General features: G+C 70.7%; 16 protein-coding genes. 4 read left to right on the top strand and 12 right to left on the bottom strand.

What is annotated here, in order from left to right; genetic code table 11:
- Window positions 1–34: 34 nt before the first annotated feature.
- The 4 genes from ACZ4VW_RS00490 to ACZ4VW_RS00505 all read right to left on the bottom strand — a co-directional run bounded on the left by ACZ4VW_RS00490 (window position 35) and on the right by ACZ4VW_RS00505 (window position 4268).
- Window positions 35–1324, bottom strand: coding sequence for a hypothetical protein (locus ACZ4VW_RS00490; protein WP_467956877.1), 1290 nt, complete (start codon window positions 1322–1324; stop codon window positions 35–37).
- Window positions 1314–1946, bottom strand: coding sequence for a DUF6114 domain-containing protein (locus ACZ4VW_RS00495; RefSeq protein WP_467956879.1), 633 nt, complete (start codon window positions 1944–1946; stop codon window positions 1314–1316). The genes ACZ4VW_RS00490 and ACZ4VW_RS00495 overlap by 11 nt, the downstream gene beginning before the upstream one ends.
- 135 nt (window positions 1947–2081) lie before the next feature.
- Complete coding sequence (locus tag ACZ4VW_RS00500) at window positions 2082–2720, bottom strand: DUF6230 family protein (RefSeq protein WP_392288706.1); 639 nt, start codon at window positions 2718–2720, stop codon at window positions 2082–2084.
- 573 nt (window positions 2721–3293) lie between these two features.
- The gene (locus ACZ4VW_RS00505; RefSeq protein ID WP_467956881.1) at window positions 3294–4268 is read right to left on the bottom strand and encodes a tetratricopeptide repeat protein; all 975 of its coding nucleotides are present in this window, start codon (window positions 4266–4268) and stop codon (window positions 3294–3296) included.
- Window positions 4269–4521: 253 nt separating this feature from the next.
- Between ACZ4VW_RS00505 and ACZ4VW_RS00510 the strand changes: the two genes are divergently transcribed.
- Window positions 4522–5151, top strand: a complete 630-nt coding sequence (locus ACZ4VW_RS00510; protein ID WP_467956883.1) for a TetR/AcrR family transcriptional regulator — start codon at window positions 4522–4524, stop codon at window positions 5149–5151.
- 75 nt (window positions 5152–5226) lie between these two features.
- Here ACZ4VW_RS00510 and ACZ4VW_RS00515 read toward each other — a convergent pair whose 3' ends face one another.
- From ACZ4VW_RS00515 to ACZ4VW_RS00530, 4 genes are all read right to left on the bottom strand, one after another.
- A complete protein-coding gene (locus tag ACZ4VW_RS00515; protein ID WP_467956884.1) occupies window positions 5227–6927 on the bottom strand; it encodes an acyl-CoA mutase large subunit family protein in 1701 nt (566 codons plus the stop codon).
- 84 nt (window positions 6928–7011) lie between these two features.
- Window positions 7012–7344 (bottom strand): DUF3817 domain-containing protein, encoded by a 333-nt coding sequence (locus tag ACZ4VW_RS00520; RefSeq protein ID WP_467956886.1) that lies wholly within the window; start codon window positions 7342–7344, stop codon window positions 7012–7014.
- A 54-nt stretch (window positions 7345–7398) separates the two neighbouring features.
- Window positions 7399–7908, bottom strand: coding sequence for a MarR family winged helix-turn-helix transcriptional regulator (locus ACZ4VW_RS00525; RefSeq protein WP_467956888.1), 510 nt, complete (start codon window positions 7906–7908; stop codon window positions 7399–7401).
- Window positions 7909–7917: 9 nt separating this feature from the next.
- Window positions 7918–9231 (bottom strand): MFS transporter, encoded by a 1314-nt coding sequence (locus tag ACZ4VW_RS00530; protein WP_467956890.1) that lies wholly within the window; start codon window positions 9229–9231, stop codon window positions 7918–7920.
- 70 nt (window positions 9232–9301) lie between these two features.
- Between ACZ4VW_RS00530 and ACZ4VW_RS00535 the strand changes: the two genes are divergently transcribed.
- Window positions 9302–10309, top strand: a complete 1008-nt coding sequence (locus ACZ4VW_RS00535; protein WP_467956891.1) for an ArsR/SmtB family transcription factor — start codon at window positions 9302–9304, stop codon at window positions 10307–10309.
- Between the two features lie 51 nt (window positions 10310–10360).
- Complete coding sequence (locus ACZ4VW_RS00540; RefSeq protein ID WP_467956892.1) at window positions 10361–11377, top strand: glycoside hydrolase family 6 protein; 1017 nt, start codon at window positions 10361–10363, stop codon at window positions 11375–11377.
- A gap of 67 nt (window positions 11378–11444) precedes the next feature.
- Here ACZ4VW_RS00540 and glxA read toward each other — a convergent pair whose 3' ends face one another.
- The 4 genes from glxA to ACZ4VW_RS00560 form a co-directional block, all read right to left on the bottom strand.
- The gene (gene glxA / locus ACZ4VW_RS00545) at window positions 11445–13400 is read right to left on the bottom strand and encodes a radical copper oxidase GlxA (RefSeq protein WP_467956894.1); all 1956 of its coding nucleotides are present in this window, start codon (window positions 13398–13400) and stop codon (window positions 11445–11447) included.
- A gap of 3 nt (window positions 13401–13403) precedes the next feature.
- Complete coding sequence (locus tag ACZ4VW_RS00550) at window positions 13404–15260, bottom strand: glycosyltransferase family 2 protein (protein WP_467956895.1); 1857 nt, start codon at window positions 15258–15260, stop codon at window positions 13404–13406.
- Between the two features lie 227 nt (window positions 15261–15487).
- Window positions 15488–15781: an MTH1187 family thiamine-binding protein gene (locus ACZ4VW_RS00555; protein ID WP_389165790.1), complete on the bottom strand. Its 294-nt coding sequence runs from the start codon at window positions 15779–15781 to the stop codon at window positions 15488–15490.
- Window positions 15778–16122 carry a DUF3817 domain-containing protein gene (locus tag ACZ4VW_RS00560; RefSeq protein ID WP_467956896.1) on the bottom strand — a complete coding sequence of 115 codons (345 nt, stop codon included), beginning with the start codon at window positions 16120–16122 and terminating at the stop codon, window positions 15778–15780. The genes ACZ4VW_RS00555 and ACZ4VW_RS00560 overlap by 4 nt, the downstream gene beginning before the upstream one ends.
- 117 nt (window positions 16123–16239) lie before the next feature.
- On the opposite strand from ACZ4VW_RS00560, the gene ACZ4VW_RS00565 reads away from it, so the two are divergent.
- Complete coding sequence (locus ACZ4VW_RS00565; RefSeq protein WP_467956898.1) at window positions 16240–16878, top strand: AIM24 family protein; 639 nt, start codon at window positions 16240–16242, stop codon at window positions 16876–16878.
- The last annotated feature ends 30 nt before the right edge of the window (window positions 16879–16908 follow it).

Raw genomic sequence — 16908 nt, forward strand, 5'->3', positions numbered from 1 at the left:
TCGTCGTGTGCGGCTCCCGAAAGGGCTACAGGGGTCAGCCGGGCTCGATCGTGTTGCGCAGGCCCGGGACCGTGAGCGTGCCGCCGAACTGGCCCGCCTGGACGACCTCCACGTCCGTGAAGATCGCGAACGGTACGTCGAGCGGCGGCGGCGTCTCGGGGCTGAAGGTGACCGGGATGAGGCCGAAGAGGTTGCCCTTCAGCCGCTCCGTGTACATGGTCACCGTGCCGTTGGTCATGGTCGACGTCGAGCCCTTGTCGGACCGGACGTGTCCCGTGAAGCCGTCCGAGTGGACGGTGCGCTGGTGCAGGTCCTTGATGTCCACGCCGTCCTTCGCGGTGAACTTCAGGACCTTCTTGATCTTCCCGCTGCCGGTCTTCACCTCGACGATGCCGTGGTACTTGAGGCCCTTCAGCGTGAGCTTGGTGCTGTTGAGGATCCACGGCTCGTCGGGGAGCAGCGGGATGCCCTCCTCCAGCTCCGCCGCCGCCAGGGCCTCGGGGTCGGCCTCGGGGCAGGGGAAGCGCGGCTTGGCGCCGTCGGGTATGTCCTCGTCCTTCTTGGCGTCGAGGCCCTTGGCGTCCGCCGGCAGCTCCTCGACCTTGGCGCCGACCTTGTCGGCCGCGTCCTCGATGGCTTCCCTGGTCCTGTCGACCGGGGACCCGGCCTGGGAGCCGGACGTGTCCGACGTATCGGCCGTGCCGGACGGCGGAGCCGTGGTGGACGGCTTCTCGCTCGCCGTGGCGGTCGGCGCCGGCGCGCTGGTCGTCGGGGTGCTCGTGGGCGTGGTGTCGGGCCCGTCGAACAGGTCCCTGATCTTGTCGCCGACGCCCAGCGGGTCGAGCGGGTTGACGCTCTGGGTCGCGGTGGGCGTCGGAGCGGGGGCCGGAGCCTGCTGCGTGACGGCGCGCTGCTCCGTACCGGCCGTGGCCGACGGGCTGGCCGTCGGAGCGGGCGACTCCTGCTCCTCGGTGGCCTCCGGCTTCGGCGACGTGGTCGCGCTCGCGCTCGCCGTGGGCTTCGGGCTCTCGGTCGTGGCGGGCTTCGTCGACTCCTCGGCCACCGGCTCGTCCGAGCGGGTCACGCACGGACCGGGTGCGAAGGGGATGTCCTTCTCGTCGGCGAGGGCGAGCTTGGGGGCCATGCCCATGCCCATCAGGACGGCGGTCGGCATGGCCGCCAGGGCCATCGCCTTGCCCGCCGGCCCCTGGATCTTGTTCAGCAGAGACTTGCGCGGAGCCGCGTGCCGCGGACCCCTGCCTGCCAGAGTGGCGCCGTCCCCAGCCGTCGCCGACTGCGGCGACTGTGTTTCGTCACCCCGCACTGTTCCTCCCGCCGTTGGCGTCGATCGTCGTTTCGGTCGCCTGCGCACCGGGACCCGCGTGCGGGTCCGGCTCCTGACCGGCGCGCTGCTCCGGGACCGGCAACGGCTCGACGGCGTCGACGCCTTCGTCGCCTTCCGGGCCCAGCGGCGGACCGTCGTACTTGTGCTCGCCCGCGACGGCTCCGGCCGGTTCGGCCGCCTGCTCCGCCGTGTGCTCCGCGGACTCCTCCACGGGAGCTCCGGGGGCCCAGGAGACGGAGAGCCCGCCGCCGACGAGGGCGAACAGGAACCCGATGAAGAAGCCACCGAGGTTGGAGACCGGGATGGACACGAGCGCCAGCACGATCGCCGCGACGCCCGCGAACACCCGGACGATGGGCTGGAACCACATCGTCAGTCCGAGCGTCACCAGCAGGACGCCGATGATCAGCGCTCCGGCGCCGCCCGTCGTCGCCATGGCGATCGTCATGTTGCCGAGTCGCAGGTCGGCGTACGGGAAGTAGGCGATCGGTACGCCGCCGATCATGGTGAACAGGCCGCCCCAGAACGGTCGGCCGCCCCGCCAGTCGTGGAAGCGGCGCTGGTTCGTGACTCCGCGGGAAGCAGTGGACTCGGCGCTCATGGAAAAACAGCTCCCTGGAAGCGGTGTTGCTGAGAAGTAGAGAAAGTGGCGCTATGGCCGGGAACGGGCGGGGCCGTACGGAACGAACGACGGCCCGCGCCCGCCGGGCAGTTGATGCCGGGTGCCGCCGAGTGACTACTCGGTGAAGCACTCCTTGGTGCCCTTGTGCAGCTTCAGGCTCAGGTTGCTGAGCTTGAAGGTTCCGGCGGTGGTCGCCCACGCCTTCTGCTCCACGTTGGTCAGCTTCGCCGTCTTGGCGCGCTGCGAGAAGCCGTACGGGTTGGCCTGGGTGCCCGGCTGGATGCCCGGGTCCTTCAGGGAGCCCGCGGCCACGCCGATGTCAATGTTGCCGAACTCGGCGTCCGCCTTCAGCGAGGAGACATCGAGGTAGATGTCCTTCGCGTAGACCGGCTTCTTCGGGTCGGTGCCGGCCCGCAGCTCCAGGGAGACGTTGCCGATGAACGGCACGTCCGGAGTCACGACGGACTGGCACATGTTGCTGATCCACGCCTCGGAGAAGCCCGAGACACCGACCGGCTCAGCGAACGGCTTGCCGTGCAGGTCCTTGCCCGCCGCGACGCTGCCGTACTGGACGAAGTCCTTGCCGACAAGACTGTCGGCCTTCACCTTGAACTCCTGGCCGGAGATGCTGAAGGACGCGGCAAGCGCGCCCTGGGCCAGGCCGACACCGATCGCGGCCGTCGCGGCCACACTCGGCACCATGACGACGGCGAACCGCTTCCATCTGGTCCCGCCACGAACCTGGGACTTCATGAGAATCCTCCTTCTCGGACGTACATCTCCGGAGGGGCACAGGGCCCTTCCTGGGATGGGAGAAGTGCTACGTCCTCGGGAAGGAGCGCCGAACACCGGGCGCGATACGCGTCCGATCCACCGGCGATCACCCCCGAGCGACAACCACTGGCCACGCCTTGCGCGCAACCTGCTTGGACAGGCCCTGCCGGTGAGGGCAGGAACCCCCCTGTCCACGGCCGGCGCCACTGCCGCCGGCCCGCTCGGTGGGGACCCTCGCCGCGAACCCGGTTGGTTGCCGGGCTGGTGCGGTATCGGACCGAGCGTCGCCGATCGTGGTCCATTCCGCGCCGGGGCACAAGGGGGTTCGTTACTGACTAGTAACGGGTGGATAACCACGCCACGACGGGGTGATGTCGACCGGCCACACAGGGTGCCGTCGAGCAAGGCGACATAGGAGGATGAGGTCGATGAAATCCGGACAGAAATCCGGGTTCGATTTACTGCAAGTAACAGCGGCCGCGATTACCAAGTTTTGGTAAAGCGCGGCCGCTTTTGTCACTGTGCCGCCAAATCGGCGGGATTCGGGAGGGCCTAGAACAGCACCCGCGCGAGGGCCTGTCGGGCCGCCGTGACCCGCGGGTCCTCGGGACCGATGACCTCGAACAGTTCCAGGAGCCGCAGCCGTGCCGCGTCCCGGTCCTCGCCCGCCGTACGCCGCACGGCGTCCACGAGCCGGCCGAAGGCGTCCTCGACGTGACCGCCGACGAGATCGAGATCCGCGGCGGCGATCTGGGCACCGACGTCGGCCGGGTCGTCGGCGGCGCTCTTGCGCACCGCCTGCGGGTCCATGTCCTGGACCCGGGCGAGCAGCTCGGCCTGGGCCAGACCCAGCTTGGCCTCCGGGTGGCCGGGGTCGTCGGCGAGCACGTTCTTGTACGCCTGGACGGCACCGGCCAGGTCACCGGCGTCCAGCGCCGACATGGCCGCCTCGAGCAGGGCGTCGTACGGGCCGGCCGGCATCGGGGCCGCCTCGGCCGCTCCCGGGGTGCCGGCTTCCGGGTCCACGGGGATGCCCGTGAGACCGAAGCGCTCCTCGCCGACCTGGATCAGCTGGTCCAGGGTCTGCCGGATCTGGGCCTCGGGCGCGGCGCCCTGGAAGAGCGGGAGCGCCTGACCGGCGACCACCGCGAAAACGGCCGGAATTCCCTGGATGCCGAACTGCTGCATCAGCATCTGGTTGGCGTCGACGTCGATCTTCGCGAGCAGGAAGCGGCCGTTGTATTCGACGGCCAGCCGCTCGAGGAGGGGGCCGAGCTGCTTGCAGGGCTCGCACCACTCGGCCCAGAAGTCGATGACGACCGGAACCTCGGCGGAGCGCTGCAGGACATCACGCTCGAAGCCGGCCTCGTCGACATCGATCACCAGGGCAGAAGGGGAGACCGCCGCCGTCCCGCCCTGCCGGGCGGCCTCGGCGCGCGCCTGCTCCGCCTTCGCCTTGGCCTCTCCGGCCGCCTTCACCGCGGCGAGGTCGACGACGCCGCTCATGGACATGTTTCTGGGCTGCATGAGTACATCCTCCCCCTTCCGCGCGCGTGACCGGTACGTCATGGCTGAACCGCGCACCGGAGCGCACGGTTCGTACTCTGTGTGCGCCGGGTCCCCACCTGGCGCGTGTGGTTGTCGCTGGGGCCTCTCCAAGCCTTTCGCTACGGGTCGTAGCGTAACTCTCCCACCCCGCTCAGGGACAGATCACTTCGGTGAACTGGCTCACATCACGCGCCTCTGGCGCAATACCTACCGGCGGGTATGGTCGATTCCCATGTGTAGGCGCACCAGTTCCCCCAGCCGTACCGGACGCCCCCGGAGCGTCGCGGCCGATGCCGCGATCCTCGAGGCGACCCGTGCCGCCCTGGTCGAACTGGGCTGGTCCAAGCTGACGATGGGCGACGTCGCCGGCCGGGCCGGTGTCGCCAAGACCACCCTCTACCGGCGCTGGGCGAGCAAGAACGAGCTGGTCGTGGACGCCGTCGCCGTCCTCTTCGACGAACTCGAACTCCCCGACCTGGGTTCCCTCCAGGCCGACATCGAGCATGTGGTGCTGCAGTTCGCCGCGCTGCTCCAGCGGCCGGAGACGAAGACGGCGCTGATGGCGGTGGTGGCGGAGTCCACGCGCGACGAGCCGCTGCGCGAGCGGATCCGCAGCTCCATCGTCGACCGGCAGAAGCGGCTGGTTCTGAAGGGTCGCCGGCGCGCCCAGGAGCGCGGCGAACTGCCCGCCGACCGGGACCCGGAGTCGATCGACGAGACCGACGACCTGATCTTCGACGTCATCGCCGGCGCGGTGGTGCACCGGGCCCTGGTGAGCGCGGAGCCGGTCGACGAGGCGTGGGTCCAGCGGTTCACCGCCCTGCTGATCGGCGGCCTCGGCGCGGCGGCGGCGCGGGCCTGACGACGGACGACGGGCCTGACGACGGACGAAGAGGGCGGCGCCGGATGTCCGGCGCCGCCCTCCCGCGCTGTACGGCTAGAAGCCGGGGGGCTCCGTGTAGACGCCCCACTCCTCGCGGAGCACGTCGCAGATCTCGCCGAGCGTGGCCTCCGCGCGTACCGCGTCGAGCATCGGGCCGATCATGTTCGAGCCGTCCCGGGCCGCCGCCAGCATCGAGTCGAGGGCGGCGCGGACGCGGGCGTCGTCGCGGGCGGCCTTGCGGTCGCCGAGCGCGCGGACCTGCTCCCGCTCGACCTCGTGGCTGACCCGCAGGATCTCCAGGTCGCCGGTGACCGAGCCGTGGTGGACGTTGACGCCGACGACCCGCTTGTCGCCCTTCTCCAGGGACTGCTGGTACTGGAAGGCGGATTCGGCGATCTCGCCGGTGAACCAGCCGTCCTCGATGCCGCGCAGGATGCCCGAGGTGATCGGACCGATCGGGTGCTGACCGTCCGGGTGGGCGCGCCGGCCGCGCTCCTTGATCTGGTCGAAGATCTTCTCGGCGTCGGCCTCGATCCGGTCGGTGAGCTGCTCCACGTACCAGGAACCACCCAGCGGGTCGGCCACGTTGGCCACGCCCGTCTCCTCCATCAGCACCTGCTGCGTGCGCAGCGCGATCTCGGCGGCCTGCTCGCTGGGGAGCGCGAGGGTTTCGTCGAGGGCGTTGGTGTGCAGCGAGTTGGTGCCGCCGAGGACCGCGGAGAGCGCCTCGACCGCGGTGCGGACGACGTTGTTGTACGGCTGCTGGGCGGTGAGGGAGACGCCGGCGGTCTGGGTGTGGAAGCGGAGCCACTGGGCCTTGTCGGTCTTCGCTCCGTAGACCTCCTTCATCCAGCGCGCCCAGATCCGGCGGGCGGCGCGGAACTTGGCGATCTCCTCGAAGAAGTCGAGGTGCGCGTCGAAGAAGAAGGAGAGGCCGGGGGCGAAGAGGTCGACGTCCAGGCCGCGCGAGAGGCCGAGCTCCACGTAGCCGAAGCCGTCGGCGAGGGTGTACGCGAGCTCCTGCGCGGCCGTCGCACCGGCCTCGCGGATGTGGTAGCCGGAGACGGAGAGCGGCTTGTACGCGGGGATGCCCTGCGCGCAGTGCTCCATCAGGTCGCCGATGAGGCGCAGGTGCGGCTCGGGCTGGAAGAGCCACTCCTTCTGCGCGATGTACTCCTTGAAGATGTCCGTCTGGAGCGTGCCGTTGAGGACGCCCGGGTCGACGCCCTGGCGCTCGGCGGCGACCAGGTACATGCAGAAGACGGGCACGGCGGGCCCGGAGATGGTCATCGAGGTGGTGACGTCGCCGAGCGGGATGTCCTTGAAGAGGACCTCCATGTCGGCTGCGGAGTCGATGGCGACGCCGCAGTGGCCGACCTCTCCGAGCGAGCGCGGGTCGTCGGAGTCGCGGCCCATGAGGGTGGGCATGTCGAAGGCGACCGAGAGCCCGCCGCCGCCGGCGGCGAGGATCATCTTGTACCGCTCGTTGGTCTGCTCGGCGTTGCCGAAGCCGGCGAACTGGCGGATGGTCCAGGTCCGGCCGCGGTAGCCGGTCGGGTGCAGGCCCCGCGTGAAGGGGTACTCCCCGGGCCAGCCGATGCGCTCGAATCCCTCGTAGCTGTCCCCGGGCCTGGGCCCGTAGACCGGCTCGACCGGGTCCCCGGAGAGCGTGGTGAAGTCGGCGTCGCGCTTGCGGGCCTTGTCGTAACGGGCCTGCCAGCGTCGGCGGCCTTCCTCGATCGCGTCAGCGTCCATACCTTCGAATTTACTAGGACGTCCTAGTAAATGTCGATGGCAGACCGCCGTACGAATCCGTACGGCGGTGGTGCGCGCGGGGCGCTACGCCTTGGCGGGAGCGGACTGCGCGCCGCTGACCAGCGGCTGGACCTCGCGGACGACGCCGCGCTCGACGAAGAAGGCGGCGAAAGGAATCGTCCCCGACAGCAGCACCCACAGGAGCTTGCCGAACGGCCACTTCGCCTTGGAGCCCAGGTCGAAGGCGAAGATCAGGTAGATGATGTAGAGGACACCGTGGGTCTGGGAGACCGCGAAGGTCACGTCCTCGCCCATGTCGAACCCGTACTTGAAGACCATGCAGGTGCACAGCACGAGCAGCATGACGGCGGTGACGTACGCCATGACGCGGTAACGGGTCAGCACGCTGGATTTCATGCCGTCGAGCGTAACGGCACGTTCCGGGCGATCTTCGCCCGGCCCCCTCCCGCGCTACTTCTCCTCGAAGTCGTGCGCCGCGACCCTCAGCGGGCGCAGCATCGCGAAGATCTCCGCGCACTCCTCGGCGTCGTAGACCCCGAGCCCGAAGTCCATCGCCATCAGGTCGCGGGTGGCCGCCTCGACCACCTCGCGGCCCTTCTCGGTGATGGAGGCGAGGGTTCCGCGGCCGTCGTTGGGGTTGGGCCGCTTGGCGACGAGACCGGACCTCACGAGCCGGTCCACCGTGTTCGTCACGGACGTGGGGTGGACCATCAGCCGCTCGCCGATCTTGGACATCGGCAGCTCACCGGCCTTGGAGAAGGTGAGCAGCACCAGCGCCTCGTACCGCGCGAAGGTCAGCCCGTACGGCTTGACCACGGCGTCGACCTCCGCGAGGAGGATCTGGTGGGCCCGCATGATCGAGGTGATCGCGCCCATCGAGGGGACGGGCCCCCAGCGGTTCTGCCAGAGCTCGTCGGCGCGGGCGATGGGGTCGAACGGGAGACTGAGCGGCTTCGGCACGCGTCGACCTTACCCACTGGTCACATGCTGGTCAGCCCCGTCTCGTACTTCGGTCCCACGGACCTCGGCGACCAGCGCCAGGACGCAGACCGTCCCGAGCACGCCCGCGCCGACGACCACGAGGTGGACGGGCACGAACTCGGCGGCGAGACCGGCCCCGGCCATGCCGACGCCCTGGATCGTCATCATGCCCGCGGTCATCAGGGTCATGGCCCGGCCCCGCTGCTCCTCCGGGACGGCGGCGACGAACCAGGCGTCGAGCCCGAGGGTGTACGCGCCGGTGGCACCGGCCAGGAGCAGGGCGACGGCGGCGAGGGCGACGCCGGGCTCGACGGCGTAGAGCAGGAAGGGCAGCAGTCCCACGGACACGAGCGGGACGACGATCCGTTCCCGGGCCCGGGCGCCGAGGGCGGCGCCGGCGAGGAGTTCCCCCGCGATGGTGCCGACGGGCATCGCGCACATCAGCAGGCCGAGGGCGGCGGTGGAGGCGCCGAGTTCGCGGGCGTAGGGGGCGGCGAGCGCCTCGGGGGTGACGACGAAGAGGGGCGGCACCCAGAACAGCAGCATCAGGGCGCGGACCCGGCGGTCCCGCAGGACGCCCCAGGTCCCGCCGAGCCCCTGGCGTCCGCCGGGGCCCGCCGCCCGGGCCGGCCGGCGGGCCGTGCCGAAGCGCAGCAGCAGCGCGGAGGCGAGGAAGGTGGCCGCGGTGATCGCGATGGCGCCGCGCGGCGGCACGACGGTGAGCAGGACGCCGCCGACACCGAACCCCGCGAGCAGGGCGCTCTGCGAGACGATCCGGAGGAGGGAACGGCCGAGCACGAAGAGGTCGCCCTCGCCGAGGACGTCGGCGAGGGTCGCCATCCGGGTCCCGTTGAAGACCGGGGCGACGGCGGCGACGGCGCAGCGCAGCACGAGCAGCCCGGCGACCGGGGTCACGGGCGCGACCATGAGGGCGACGCAGCCGGCGCAGACGAGGTCGCAGACGACGAGCACCCGCCGGGCGGGATGGCGGTCGGCGACGCCGGCGAGCAGGGTGCCGCCGAGCAGATAGGGCAGGAAGCCCAGGGCGAAGGTGAGGGAGGAGAGGAGCGGCGAGCCGGTGAGGTCGTAGACGAGCACGGTGAGCGCGATCTCGCTGACGACGACCCCGAGCAGGGAGAGCAGGTGGGCGAGGAACACGGTCCTGAACTCGCGCACGGCGAAGACGGCGCGGTATCCGGGACGCGCGGGAGGGCCGCACGGCGCGGGGGGCCCGGCCTCCGTCGGGCCGCCCTGAGGTGCGGGCGCGGGGCCGGTGCTGTCTTCGGTGTGGTCCATCGGCATGGGAGGAGCCTCCCTCCGCCGCCTCCGCCGCCCTAGACTTTCGGCTCCAGCCGAATCCTGCGCGGAGACCATGCCCTACCACCTGCACTTCGGCGAGGCCGACCCCCTGCGAATCCGGTTCGCCATCTCCCCGCTCTGGGAGACGCACTCCGCCGTGCGGGTGCTCGCGCGGCCCAGCCAGCAGGGCTACCACCTGCCGTGGCTGCGACGGATCCGCGGCGCGGCCGAGGGGATCGACCTCGGGCCGCTGCATCTGCTGATGCCGCTGCGGGGGCACAGCCCGGACTTCCTGTACCCGCCGCCCCTGGGGCCGGCCGCCGGCTTCGAGGAGGAGATCGCGGCCGTACGCGCGATCGATCCGGCCCTCGCCCGGCACGACTTCGCGCGGGCGCTCGGTGAGACCCCGGGCGCCGCCGAGACAGCCGAGGGGCGGCGGATGCTCGCCGATCCGGCGGGGACCGTCCACCGGCTCGCCGACCTCCTCCAGGAGGTCTGGCACGCCCTGGTCGCTCCGGAGTGGCCCCGGCTGCGGGCGCTGCTGGAGGCCGATGTCGCCCACCACTCCCGCAGGCTCGCGGACGGCGGTGCGGAGCGCCTGCTCGGCGAGCTGCACCCGGGCTTCGACTGGGCCGCCGACAGCGCCACCCTCACCGTCGCCTACCGCGGCGAGCACGTCCGCGCCCTGGACGGGCAGGGCCTCGTCCTCATGCCGTCCGTCTTCACCTGGCCCTACGTGGTCAGCGGCTTCGACCCGCCCTGGCAGCCGACCGTCGTCTACCCGGCGCGCGGGATCGGCGGGCTGTGGACCGAGGCCGGGGGCCGGACACCCGACGCGCTCGCCCGGCTCCTCGGCCGGGCCCGCGCGGACGTGCTGTGCGCGCTGGACGAGCCGGCCGGCACGACCGCGCTCGCGCACCGGCTCGGCCTCGCCCCCTCCTCCGTATCGGCGCATCTCTCCATCCTGAGGGAGGCCGGGCTGCTGACCTCGCGTCGGTACGGCCATCAGGTGCTGTACGAGCGCACTGCCCTCGGCATCGCGCTGGCCGCGGACACGGTGTCGCGTCCTGTCACGGACTGAGCGTTATGTGAGGATGGCCCGGTCTGTCCCACACTCGACCCTGGGGGCTGGATGTCGCGCCGCACCCTCTCCGTGGCCCTGGCTCTGAGCTGCGCCCTCCTCCTCGCCGGATGCGGTGGTACGGACGGCACCGCCCGGACTCCGGCCGGCTCGCCCTCCACCCGCGCCGCGTCCGCCGCTCCGAGCGGCGGCTCTCCCTTCTGGGTCGACCCGGACAGCGACGCGGCCCGTCAGGTGCGGAAGTACGAGGCGGAGGGGCGCGCCGAGGACGCGCGGCTGCTCAGGCGGATCGCGGACCGGCCGGTCGCCACCTGGCCCTCCGGCGACGATCCCGTGCCGGACGTCAGCAACGCCGTGCGCGGCGCCACGGCCGAAGGCCGGACCGTCGTGCTCGTCGCGTACAACATCCCGCACCGCGACTGCGGGCTGTACTCGGCGGGTGGCTCCAAGGACGCGCAGGCGTACCGGGCCTGGGTCGACTCCTTCGCCTCCGCCATCGGGGACGCGTCCGCGATCGTGGTCCTGGAGCCGGACGCCGTGCCGCACATCGTGGACGGCTGCACGCCCGCCCAGTACCACGCCGAGCGGTACCAGTTGCTGACCGAGGCGGTCGGCCGGCTGAAGCGGCAGCCGCACACCCGGGTCTATCTGGACGCGGGCAACCCCGCGTGGATCAAAGATCCGCGCAAGTTGGTGGAACCCCTCCGGTGGGCGGGCGTCGCCCGGGCCGACGGTTTCTCGCTCAACGTCGCCAACTTCCAGACCGACGACACCGTGAAGCGCTTCGGCGCCCGGCTCTCCGCGATGCTCGACGGCGCCCACTTCGTCGTCGACACCAGCCGCAACGGCGACGGCCCCCTCCCGGGTGACGGGGAAAAGGCGTGGTGCAACCCGCCGGGCCGGGCGCTCGGCGTGCCCCCGACCGACCGGACCGGCGACGAACGGGTCGACGCCTACCTGTGGATCAAGCGCCCCGGCGACTCGGACGGCCCCTGCCAGGGCGGCCCGGCCGCCGGCACCTGGTGGCCGGAGTACGCCCTGGGTCTGGCCCGCCGGGCGAAGGCGTGAGCCTCGTGACGCACCATCATTCGGCGTCGGCGTCGGCGTCACCGGCGAACGCGCACCGGCGTGACGCTCACCGCACCTGGATCCACTTCGCCTCGGACCAGGTGCCGTCCTCGTCCGTCACGAAGAGCATGTACCAGCCGGGCGGCACGAGCGTCCGGTCGAGGGGGACCTTCACCGTCACCGAGCCCGGGGACTTCGTCAGGCCCAGCGCCACCGAGCGCTGCTCGACGTCCGTCGTGTGGGTGACGGCGCTCGGCCGCATGAGCCGGGCCTTGGTGATCCGGGCCGCGTCCTTCGTCCTGATGGTGACGCGGCCGTTCTGGTCGAGCTCCTGCGGCCCCTCCCCCAGGACGGGCCGGTCGGCGCCGCCGCGGTGCAGCGCGGGCGGGGTGAAGACCTCGATCCGCTGCTCGAAGGTGCCGAGCTTGGTGTTGGCCTTGTCGGCGTAGAGCGGGTCGGAGCCGAAGGTGGCGACGCGGCCGTCGGGGAGGAGGAGCGCCTCGGAGTGGTAGTTGCGGCCGACCGTCGGATCGGCGGCCGCGGTGAAGGCGTTGGACCGGGGGTCGTACACCTGGGCCTTGAGGATGTCGCTCCCGCCGCTGCCCCGGTACTGCTCGGAGCCGCCGGTGGTGAAGACGGTGTCGTCCGGCATGAGCACGCTGCTGAGGTAGCGGGTGCCCTGCGGGAGCGCGGGTCCGTCCTTGAAGACCGGGTTCTCCTGGGACAGGTCGATGACGGAGGTACGGGCGGTGGACTTCGGGGACTCGCCCACGCCCCCGCCGCCCAGCACCATGACCTTCTGGTTCTGGACGGGCGGCAGCATCAGGGAGGCGGAGGTCTCCAGCTGGTCGGGGTCGGTCAGGCCGCCGAGCTTGGTGAAGGTGTTCTTCCTCAGGTCCCACAGACCCGGTTCGCGGCCCTTCTCGGCGGGGCCGTAACCCGCGTTGGAGCCGGTGTAGAGCAGCTTGCCGCCCTTGGTGAGGAAGAGCGCCGGATAGGTGGGGAAGTAGCGGAAGGGGCCCTTGGACCACTTCTTGGTCGTGGGGTCGTAGATCTCGTTGTCGCCGGGGACGACATCGCCGACGTCGTTGAGCCCGGAGACCGCCAGCACCTTGCCGTCCTGGAGGGTGACGAGCGTGGGGTACCAGCGGGCGTCCTTCATCGGGGCGACGGGGATGTACTTCTCCGCTCTGGGGTCGAACTCGTACGCCCCTCTGATGCCCTGGAAGTCCTGCTTCTCGGTGGTGAGCCGCTGGGCCAGACCGTAGACGTTGTCGGCGTCGGCGCCCTTGAGCCCGACGACCTCGTACTGCGCGGCCTCGGTGGTGAGTGCCCGCGGACCCTCCTCCTTGGCCTCGACGAAGACCCGCGCCTCGGCGGCGGTGACCTTGGTCTGCCAGGGCTTCATCTGGCCGCTCTTGAAGTAGGAGATCTCGAAGTCGCGCTTGGCCCGGGGAACCGTGACATCGGACGTGGTCACGTACTCGACGCCCGAGGGCGAGCGGAAGACGGTGCCCTTCTTGAGGGTGATCGCCTTGTCGGGGCTCTCGTTCTTCACCCGCATCCCGCCGCCGGCCCTCTTGACCTCACCGTCGAGGATCTCGTAGCGGGCGGTGCCGCCGGCGACCAGGAGGCGGCCGTCGGCCAGTTGGGTGTGGCCGGAGCAGAAGAAGTCCTCGGGAGTGGGGATCTTCTTGAAGGTGTTCTTCTTCGGGTCCCACAGGACGGTGTCGAAGGTGCCGGAGTCGAACTTCCTCTGGTCGTTGCCGGAGCCGGCGATGAGCAGCACCTTGCCGGTGTGCAGCAGCGCCGCGTGGATGGCGTTCACGCTGTGGCCGGGCGGTACGTCGACCGGGGCCCAGGAGCCGAACTTCCTCTTGTACCCGGGCTGGGCGATCTTGTAGGCGTGGTACTTCTCCCCCACGAACGAGACGGCCGCGGGGGCGTTGAGGGCGGCGAGGACCACGACGGCGCCGCTGCCGAGCAGCGTCTTCTTGAGCTTCTTCGACGGCCGGTGGGCCATGTCTCAGTTCCCTCCGGTGGTCGTGGGCGCGGCGGTGGGAGCGGGCCCGGGGGCACTGGGCGCGGTGGTGGTGGTCTGGGTGACCAGGGCCGCGGCCTCGGGCTCGGGGCGTGCGGCACCGCCCCGGGCGTCGGCCCGGCCACGGGCGCGGATCCGCGCGCGGGCCTGGGCGCGGGCGGCCTGGCGGCTGCGGTCCCGTGCGGTCGCCCAGGTCCAGACGACGACCGGCGCGAGGGCGATGACGAGCGCGAGCACGGCCCAGGTGCGCATGGCCGCGTGCGTGTGCCCGAGGGGGACGGAGGCGAGCAGTGAGGCGACCAGCACCCCCGCCCAGACGAGATGGATCCGGAAGGTGGCGATCCGGTCGGGGCTGGTCTCGCCGCCCTTGGGCGTGACGACGAAGCGGCCGTCGGTGCGCAGCACCGCCGAGCCGAGCGACTTCAGGTAGACCGGGGCGGAGAGCGCGGACATCGCCATGCCGGCGAGACCGCCGGACCCCTCGGGCTCGTGGGGCGAGACGTTGTGGCGCCGGTTCCACAGATAGAGGCCGATCTGCAGGGCCACCGCGTCGCTGTAGATCATCAGCCAGACCGAGGAGGACACCTGTGTCCCCGACGCCCCGAGCCAGAGGAAGAGGACACAGCTGAGGATGCCGAGGAACCAGTTGATCGCCGTCATGGGGTAGTAGACGAGCATCAGCGTGTAGTTGAGCAGGCGGCCGGGCGGGACCCTGAGCGGCGTCTTCCAGTACTGCTTGATCAGCGTCTCGTACGTGCCCCGGGACCAGCGCAGCTGCTGGCTGAAGAAGTCGGTCCAGGAGGCGGGGCCCTCGCCGACGGCGAGCACGTCGGGGGTGTAGACGGAGCGCCAGAAGTGGCCGGTGTCCGGGTTCTTCGTGCGGTGCAGCTCGAAGCCGGTGGCCATGTCCTCGGTGATCGAGTCGTAGAACCCGCCGACCTGCTTGACGGCGGCCACCCGTACGACGTTGTTGGTGCCGACGAACATGGGGGCGCGGTAGCGGTTGCCGGCCCGCTGGATCAGCGCGTGGAAGAGGAACTGCTGGGACTCGGCGGCCTTGGTGACGGGCGAGTCGTAGTTGCCGTAGACCTGGGGGCCGACGACGAAGGCGACGTCCGGGTCGCGGAAGAAGCCGAGCATCCGCTCCAGGAAGTTCGGCAGGGGTACGTGGTCGGTGTCGACGGAGGCGAAGACGTCGTACGCGTCTCCGTGCATCGCGAGCCATGCGTTGTAGTTGCCGTGCTTGGTCCTCGCCTTGTGGGCGCCCCTCTCGCGGTTCCACTCGGGGACGCCGGCCCGGGTGAAGTGCCGGACGCCGAGTTCGGCGCAGAGGGCCTTGGCGTGCTCGTCGTCGCCCTCGTCCAGGAGCCAGACGTCCAGCGGCCCGTCGTGCCGGAGCCGTATCGCGCCCTCCAAAGTGGCGCGGACCATGGTGAGCGGTTCCTTGCCCGGCACGTACGTGGTGAGGAAGGCGACGCGGGTGCCCTTCTCCGGATACACGGGTATCGGGTCACGGGCGACCATGGTGGCGTGGGCGATCGAGGCGACGTTCACCAGCATGAAGAAGCAGATGAGTCCGATCGACAGCAGCATCACCGTGTCGAACCTGACGAGCCACCGGTCGCCGCCCTCCCGGACGGTCCAGTGGCTGGGCCAGACGAGGTAGGCGAGGAGCACCGCGGAGAGTACCGGTGCGAGGCCCATGAGGAGGACGGCGCGTATGCGGTGCGGCTCCTTCGACAGGAGGCTTCGGTACCGCACCGTGTAGGCCCCGGAGTCCGGTTCGGTGAGCGGACCGGCGAGTCGGCTGTAGGTGTCGTAGTCGTAGCCTGTCGGCCGCACGGTGCCTCCAGCTGTCGTCGAACACGTCGATACCCACACACAAAGGGACAAGAGGGGGCATGTCGAATGTATTCGGCCGAGCGGGCGATTCTTCGGCGTACACCCGATGCGGTGACGCGGAGGCCGTGAGGGGCGGGCGGGGCCGGTCCTGACACCGGGGGGACGACGAAGCCCCCGGCCGTCGGACCGGGGGCTTCGTGCGGATTCTTCGGCCGGATGGACCCGGCTCAGGCGGAGAGGTGACGCTCCACCGTGGCGACCTTCGAGGTCAGCCCGTCGGTCACCCCGGGCCGGACGTCGGCCTTCAGGACGAGCGAGACCCGCGGAGCCCGTGCTTCCACGGCGGCGACGGCGCGCTTGACGACGTCCATCACCTCGTCCCAGTCACCTTCGATCGAGGTGAACATCGCGTCGGTGCGGTTCGGCAGCCCCGACTCCCGTACGACCCGGACGGCGTCGGCGACGTACTCGCCGACCTCCTCGCCGACTCCGAGCGGGGTGACCGAGAAGGCGACGATCACGCGTTCACCGTGCCCTCGCGGCGGGCGCGGGAGGCGATGACGGCGTCCTGCGCCTCGCGCTTGAGCTTGCGCTCGGCGAAGAAGCCGCCGAAGGGCAGCACGGAGAGGACGAAGTAGAGCGCGGCCGTCATGAAGTTCCACTTGGTGCGGTTCCAGGCGTCGAGCCAGAAGAGCACGTAGAGGATGAAGAGGATGCCGTGGACCGCTCCCATGACCGGCACCGCGTTGAAGTCGGTCGTGCGCTTGAGCACCGAGCACACCAGCAGCAGCAGGAAGGACACGGCCTCGGGGGCGGAGACGAGCCGGAGTCGCTGGAGGGAGGAGGCGGTCTTGATGTCCACGGGGGTCACCTTCGGTGGGAGGGTCCGAGTGATCTTGTGAATGGATGCACAAGCGTCGTCCCATTGTGGCACCCGACTTTGCTGTCCCTTTATCCGGGGGCCCCGTAACCTCGCTGCGTGGCAACGTTCCGACTCCAAGGCAGCAAGGTGCTCGCCGTCGACATGACCGGCGACGCCGTCAAGGCGAAGAACGGCTCGATGGTCGCGTACGACGGCCAGATGGCCTTCAAGAAGATGTCCGGTGGTGGTGAGGGCCTGCGCGGCATGGTCACCCGCCGGCTCACCGGCGAGCAGATGGAGGTGATGGAGGTGAGGGGCCAGGGGACCTGCTGGTTCGCGGACCGCGCCTCCGAGATCAACCTCGTCTCCCTGCACGGCGACAAGCTCTACGTCGAGGCGAGCAATCTGCTCTGCACCGACGCGGGCCTGCGCACCGGCACGACCTTCACCGGTCTGCGCGGCGGAGCGACCGGCAACGGTCTCTTCACGACGACGGTGGAAGGCACCGGCCAGGCGGCACTCATGTCCGACGGCCCGGCGGTGGTGCTGCGGGTGTCCCCCCAGTACCCGCTCTCCGTCGACCCCGGCGCGTACATCGCCCACCAGGGCAACCTCCAGCAGTCCTTCCAGTCCGGTGTGACCTTCCGCACCTTCCTGGGCGAGGGCGGCGGCGAGGCGTTCCAGATCCGCTTCGAGGGCGACGGGCTGGTGTACGTGCAGCCCAGTGAGCGGAACACGATCGGGGGCGACGTGTGAGCGTCGCACGCGCGGCCGCCTGGCCGCGGA

Source organism: Streptomyces sp. NPDC029139, from assembly GCF_055564335.1.

Excerpts from the sequence above, each read along its gene's own strand:
- ACZ4VW_RS00535 (WP_467956891.1), top strand. The coding sequence starts at position 9,302 with ATGCCCTACCACCTGCACTTCGGCGAGGCCGACCCCCTGCGAATCCGG.
- ACZ4VW_RS00515 (WP_467956884.1), bottom strand. The coding sequence starts at position 6,927 with ATGGACGCTGACGCGATCGAGGAAGGCCGCCGACGCTGGCAGGCCCGT.
- glxA (WP_467956894.1), bottom strand. The coding sequence starts at position 13,400 with ATGGCCCACCGGCCGTCGAAGAAGCTCAAGAAGACGCTGCTCGGCAGC.
- ACZ4VW_RS00540 (WP_467956892.1), top strand. The coding sequence starts at position 10,361 with ATGTCGCGCCGCACCCTCTCCGTGGCCCTGGCTCTGAGCTGCGCCCTC.
- ACZ4VW_RS00500 (WP_392288706.1), bottom strand. The coding sequence starts at position 2,720 with ATGAAGTCCCAGGTTCGTGGCGGGACCAGATGGAAGCGGTTCGCCGTC.
- ACZ4VW_RS00520 (WP_467956886.1), bottom strand. The coding sequence starts at position 7,344 with ATGAAATCCAGCGTGCTGACCCGTTACCGCGTCATGGCGTACGTCACC.
- ACZ4VW_RS00495 (WP_467956879.1), bottom strand. The coding sequence starts at position 1,946 with ATGAGCGCCGAGTCCACTGCTTCCCGCGGAGTCACGAACCAGCGCCGC.
- ACZ4VW_RS00530 (WP_467956890.1), bottom strand. The coding sequence starts at position 9,231 with ATGCCGATGGACCACACCGAAGACAGCACCGGCCCCGCGCCCGCACCT.
- ACZ4VW_RS00510 (WP_467956883.1), top strand. The coding sequence starts at position 4,522 with ATGTGTAGGCGCACCAGTTCCCCCAGCCGTACCGGACGCCCCCGGAGC.
- ACZ4VW_RS00505 (WP_467956881.1), bottom strand. The coding sequence starts at position 4,268 with ATGCAGCCCAGAAACATGTCCATGAGCGGCGTCGTCGACCTCGCCGCG.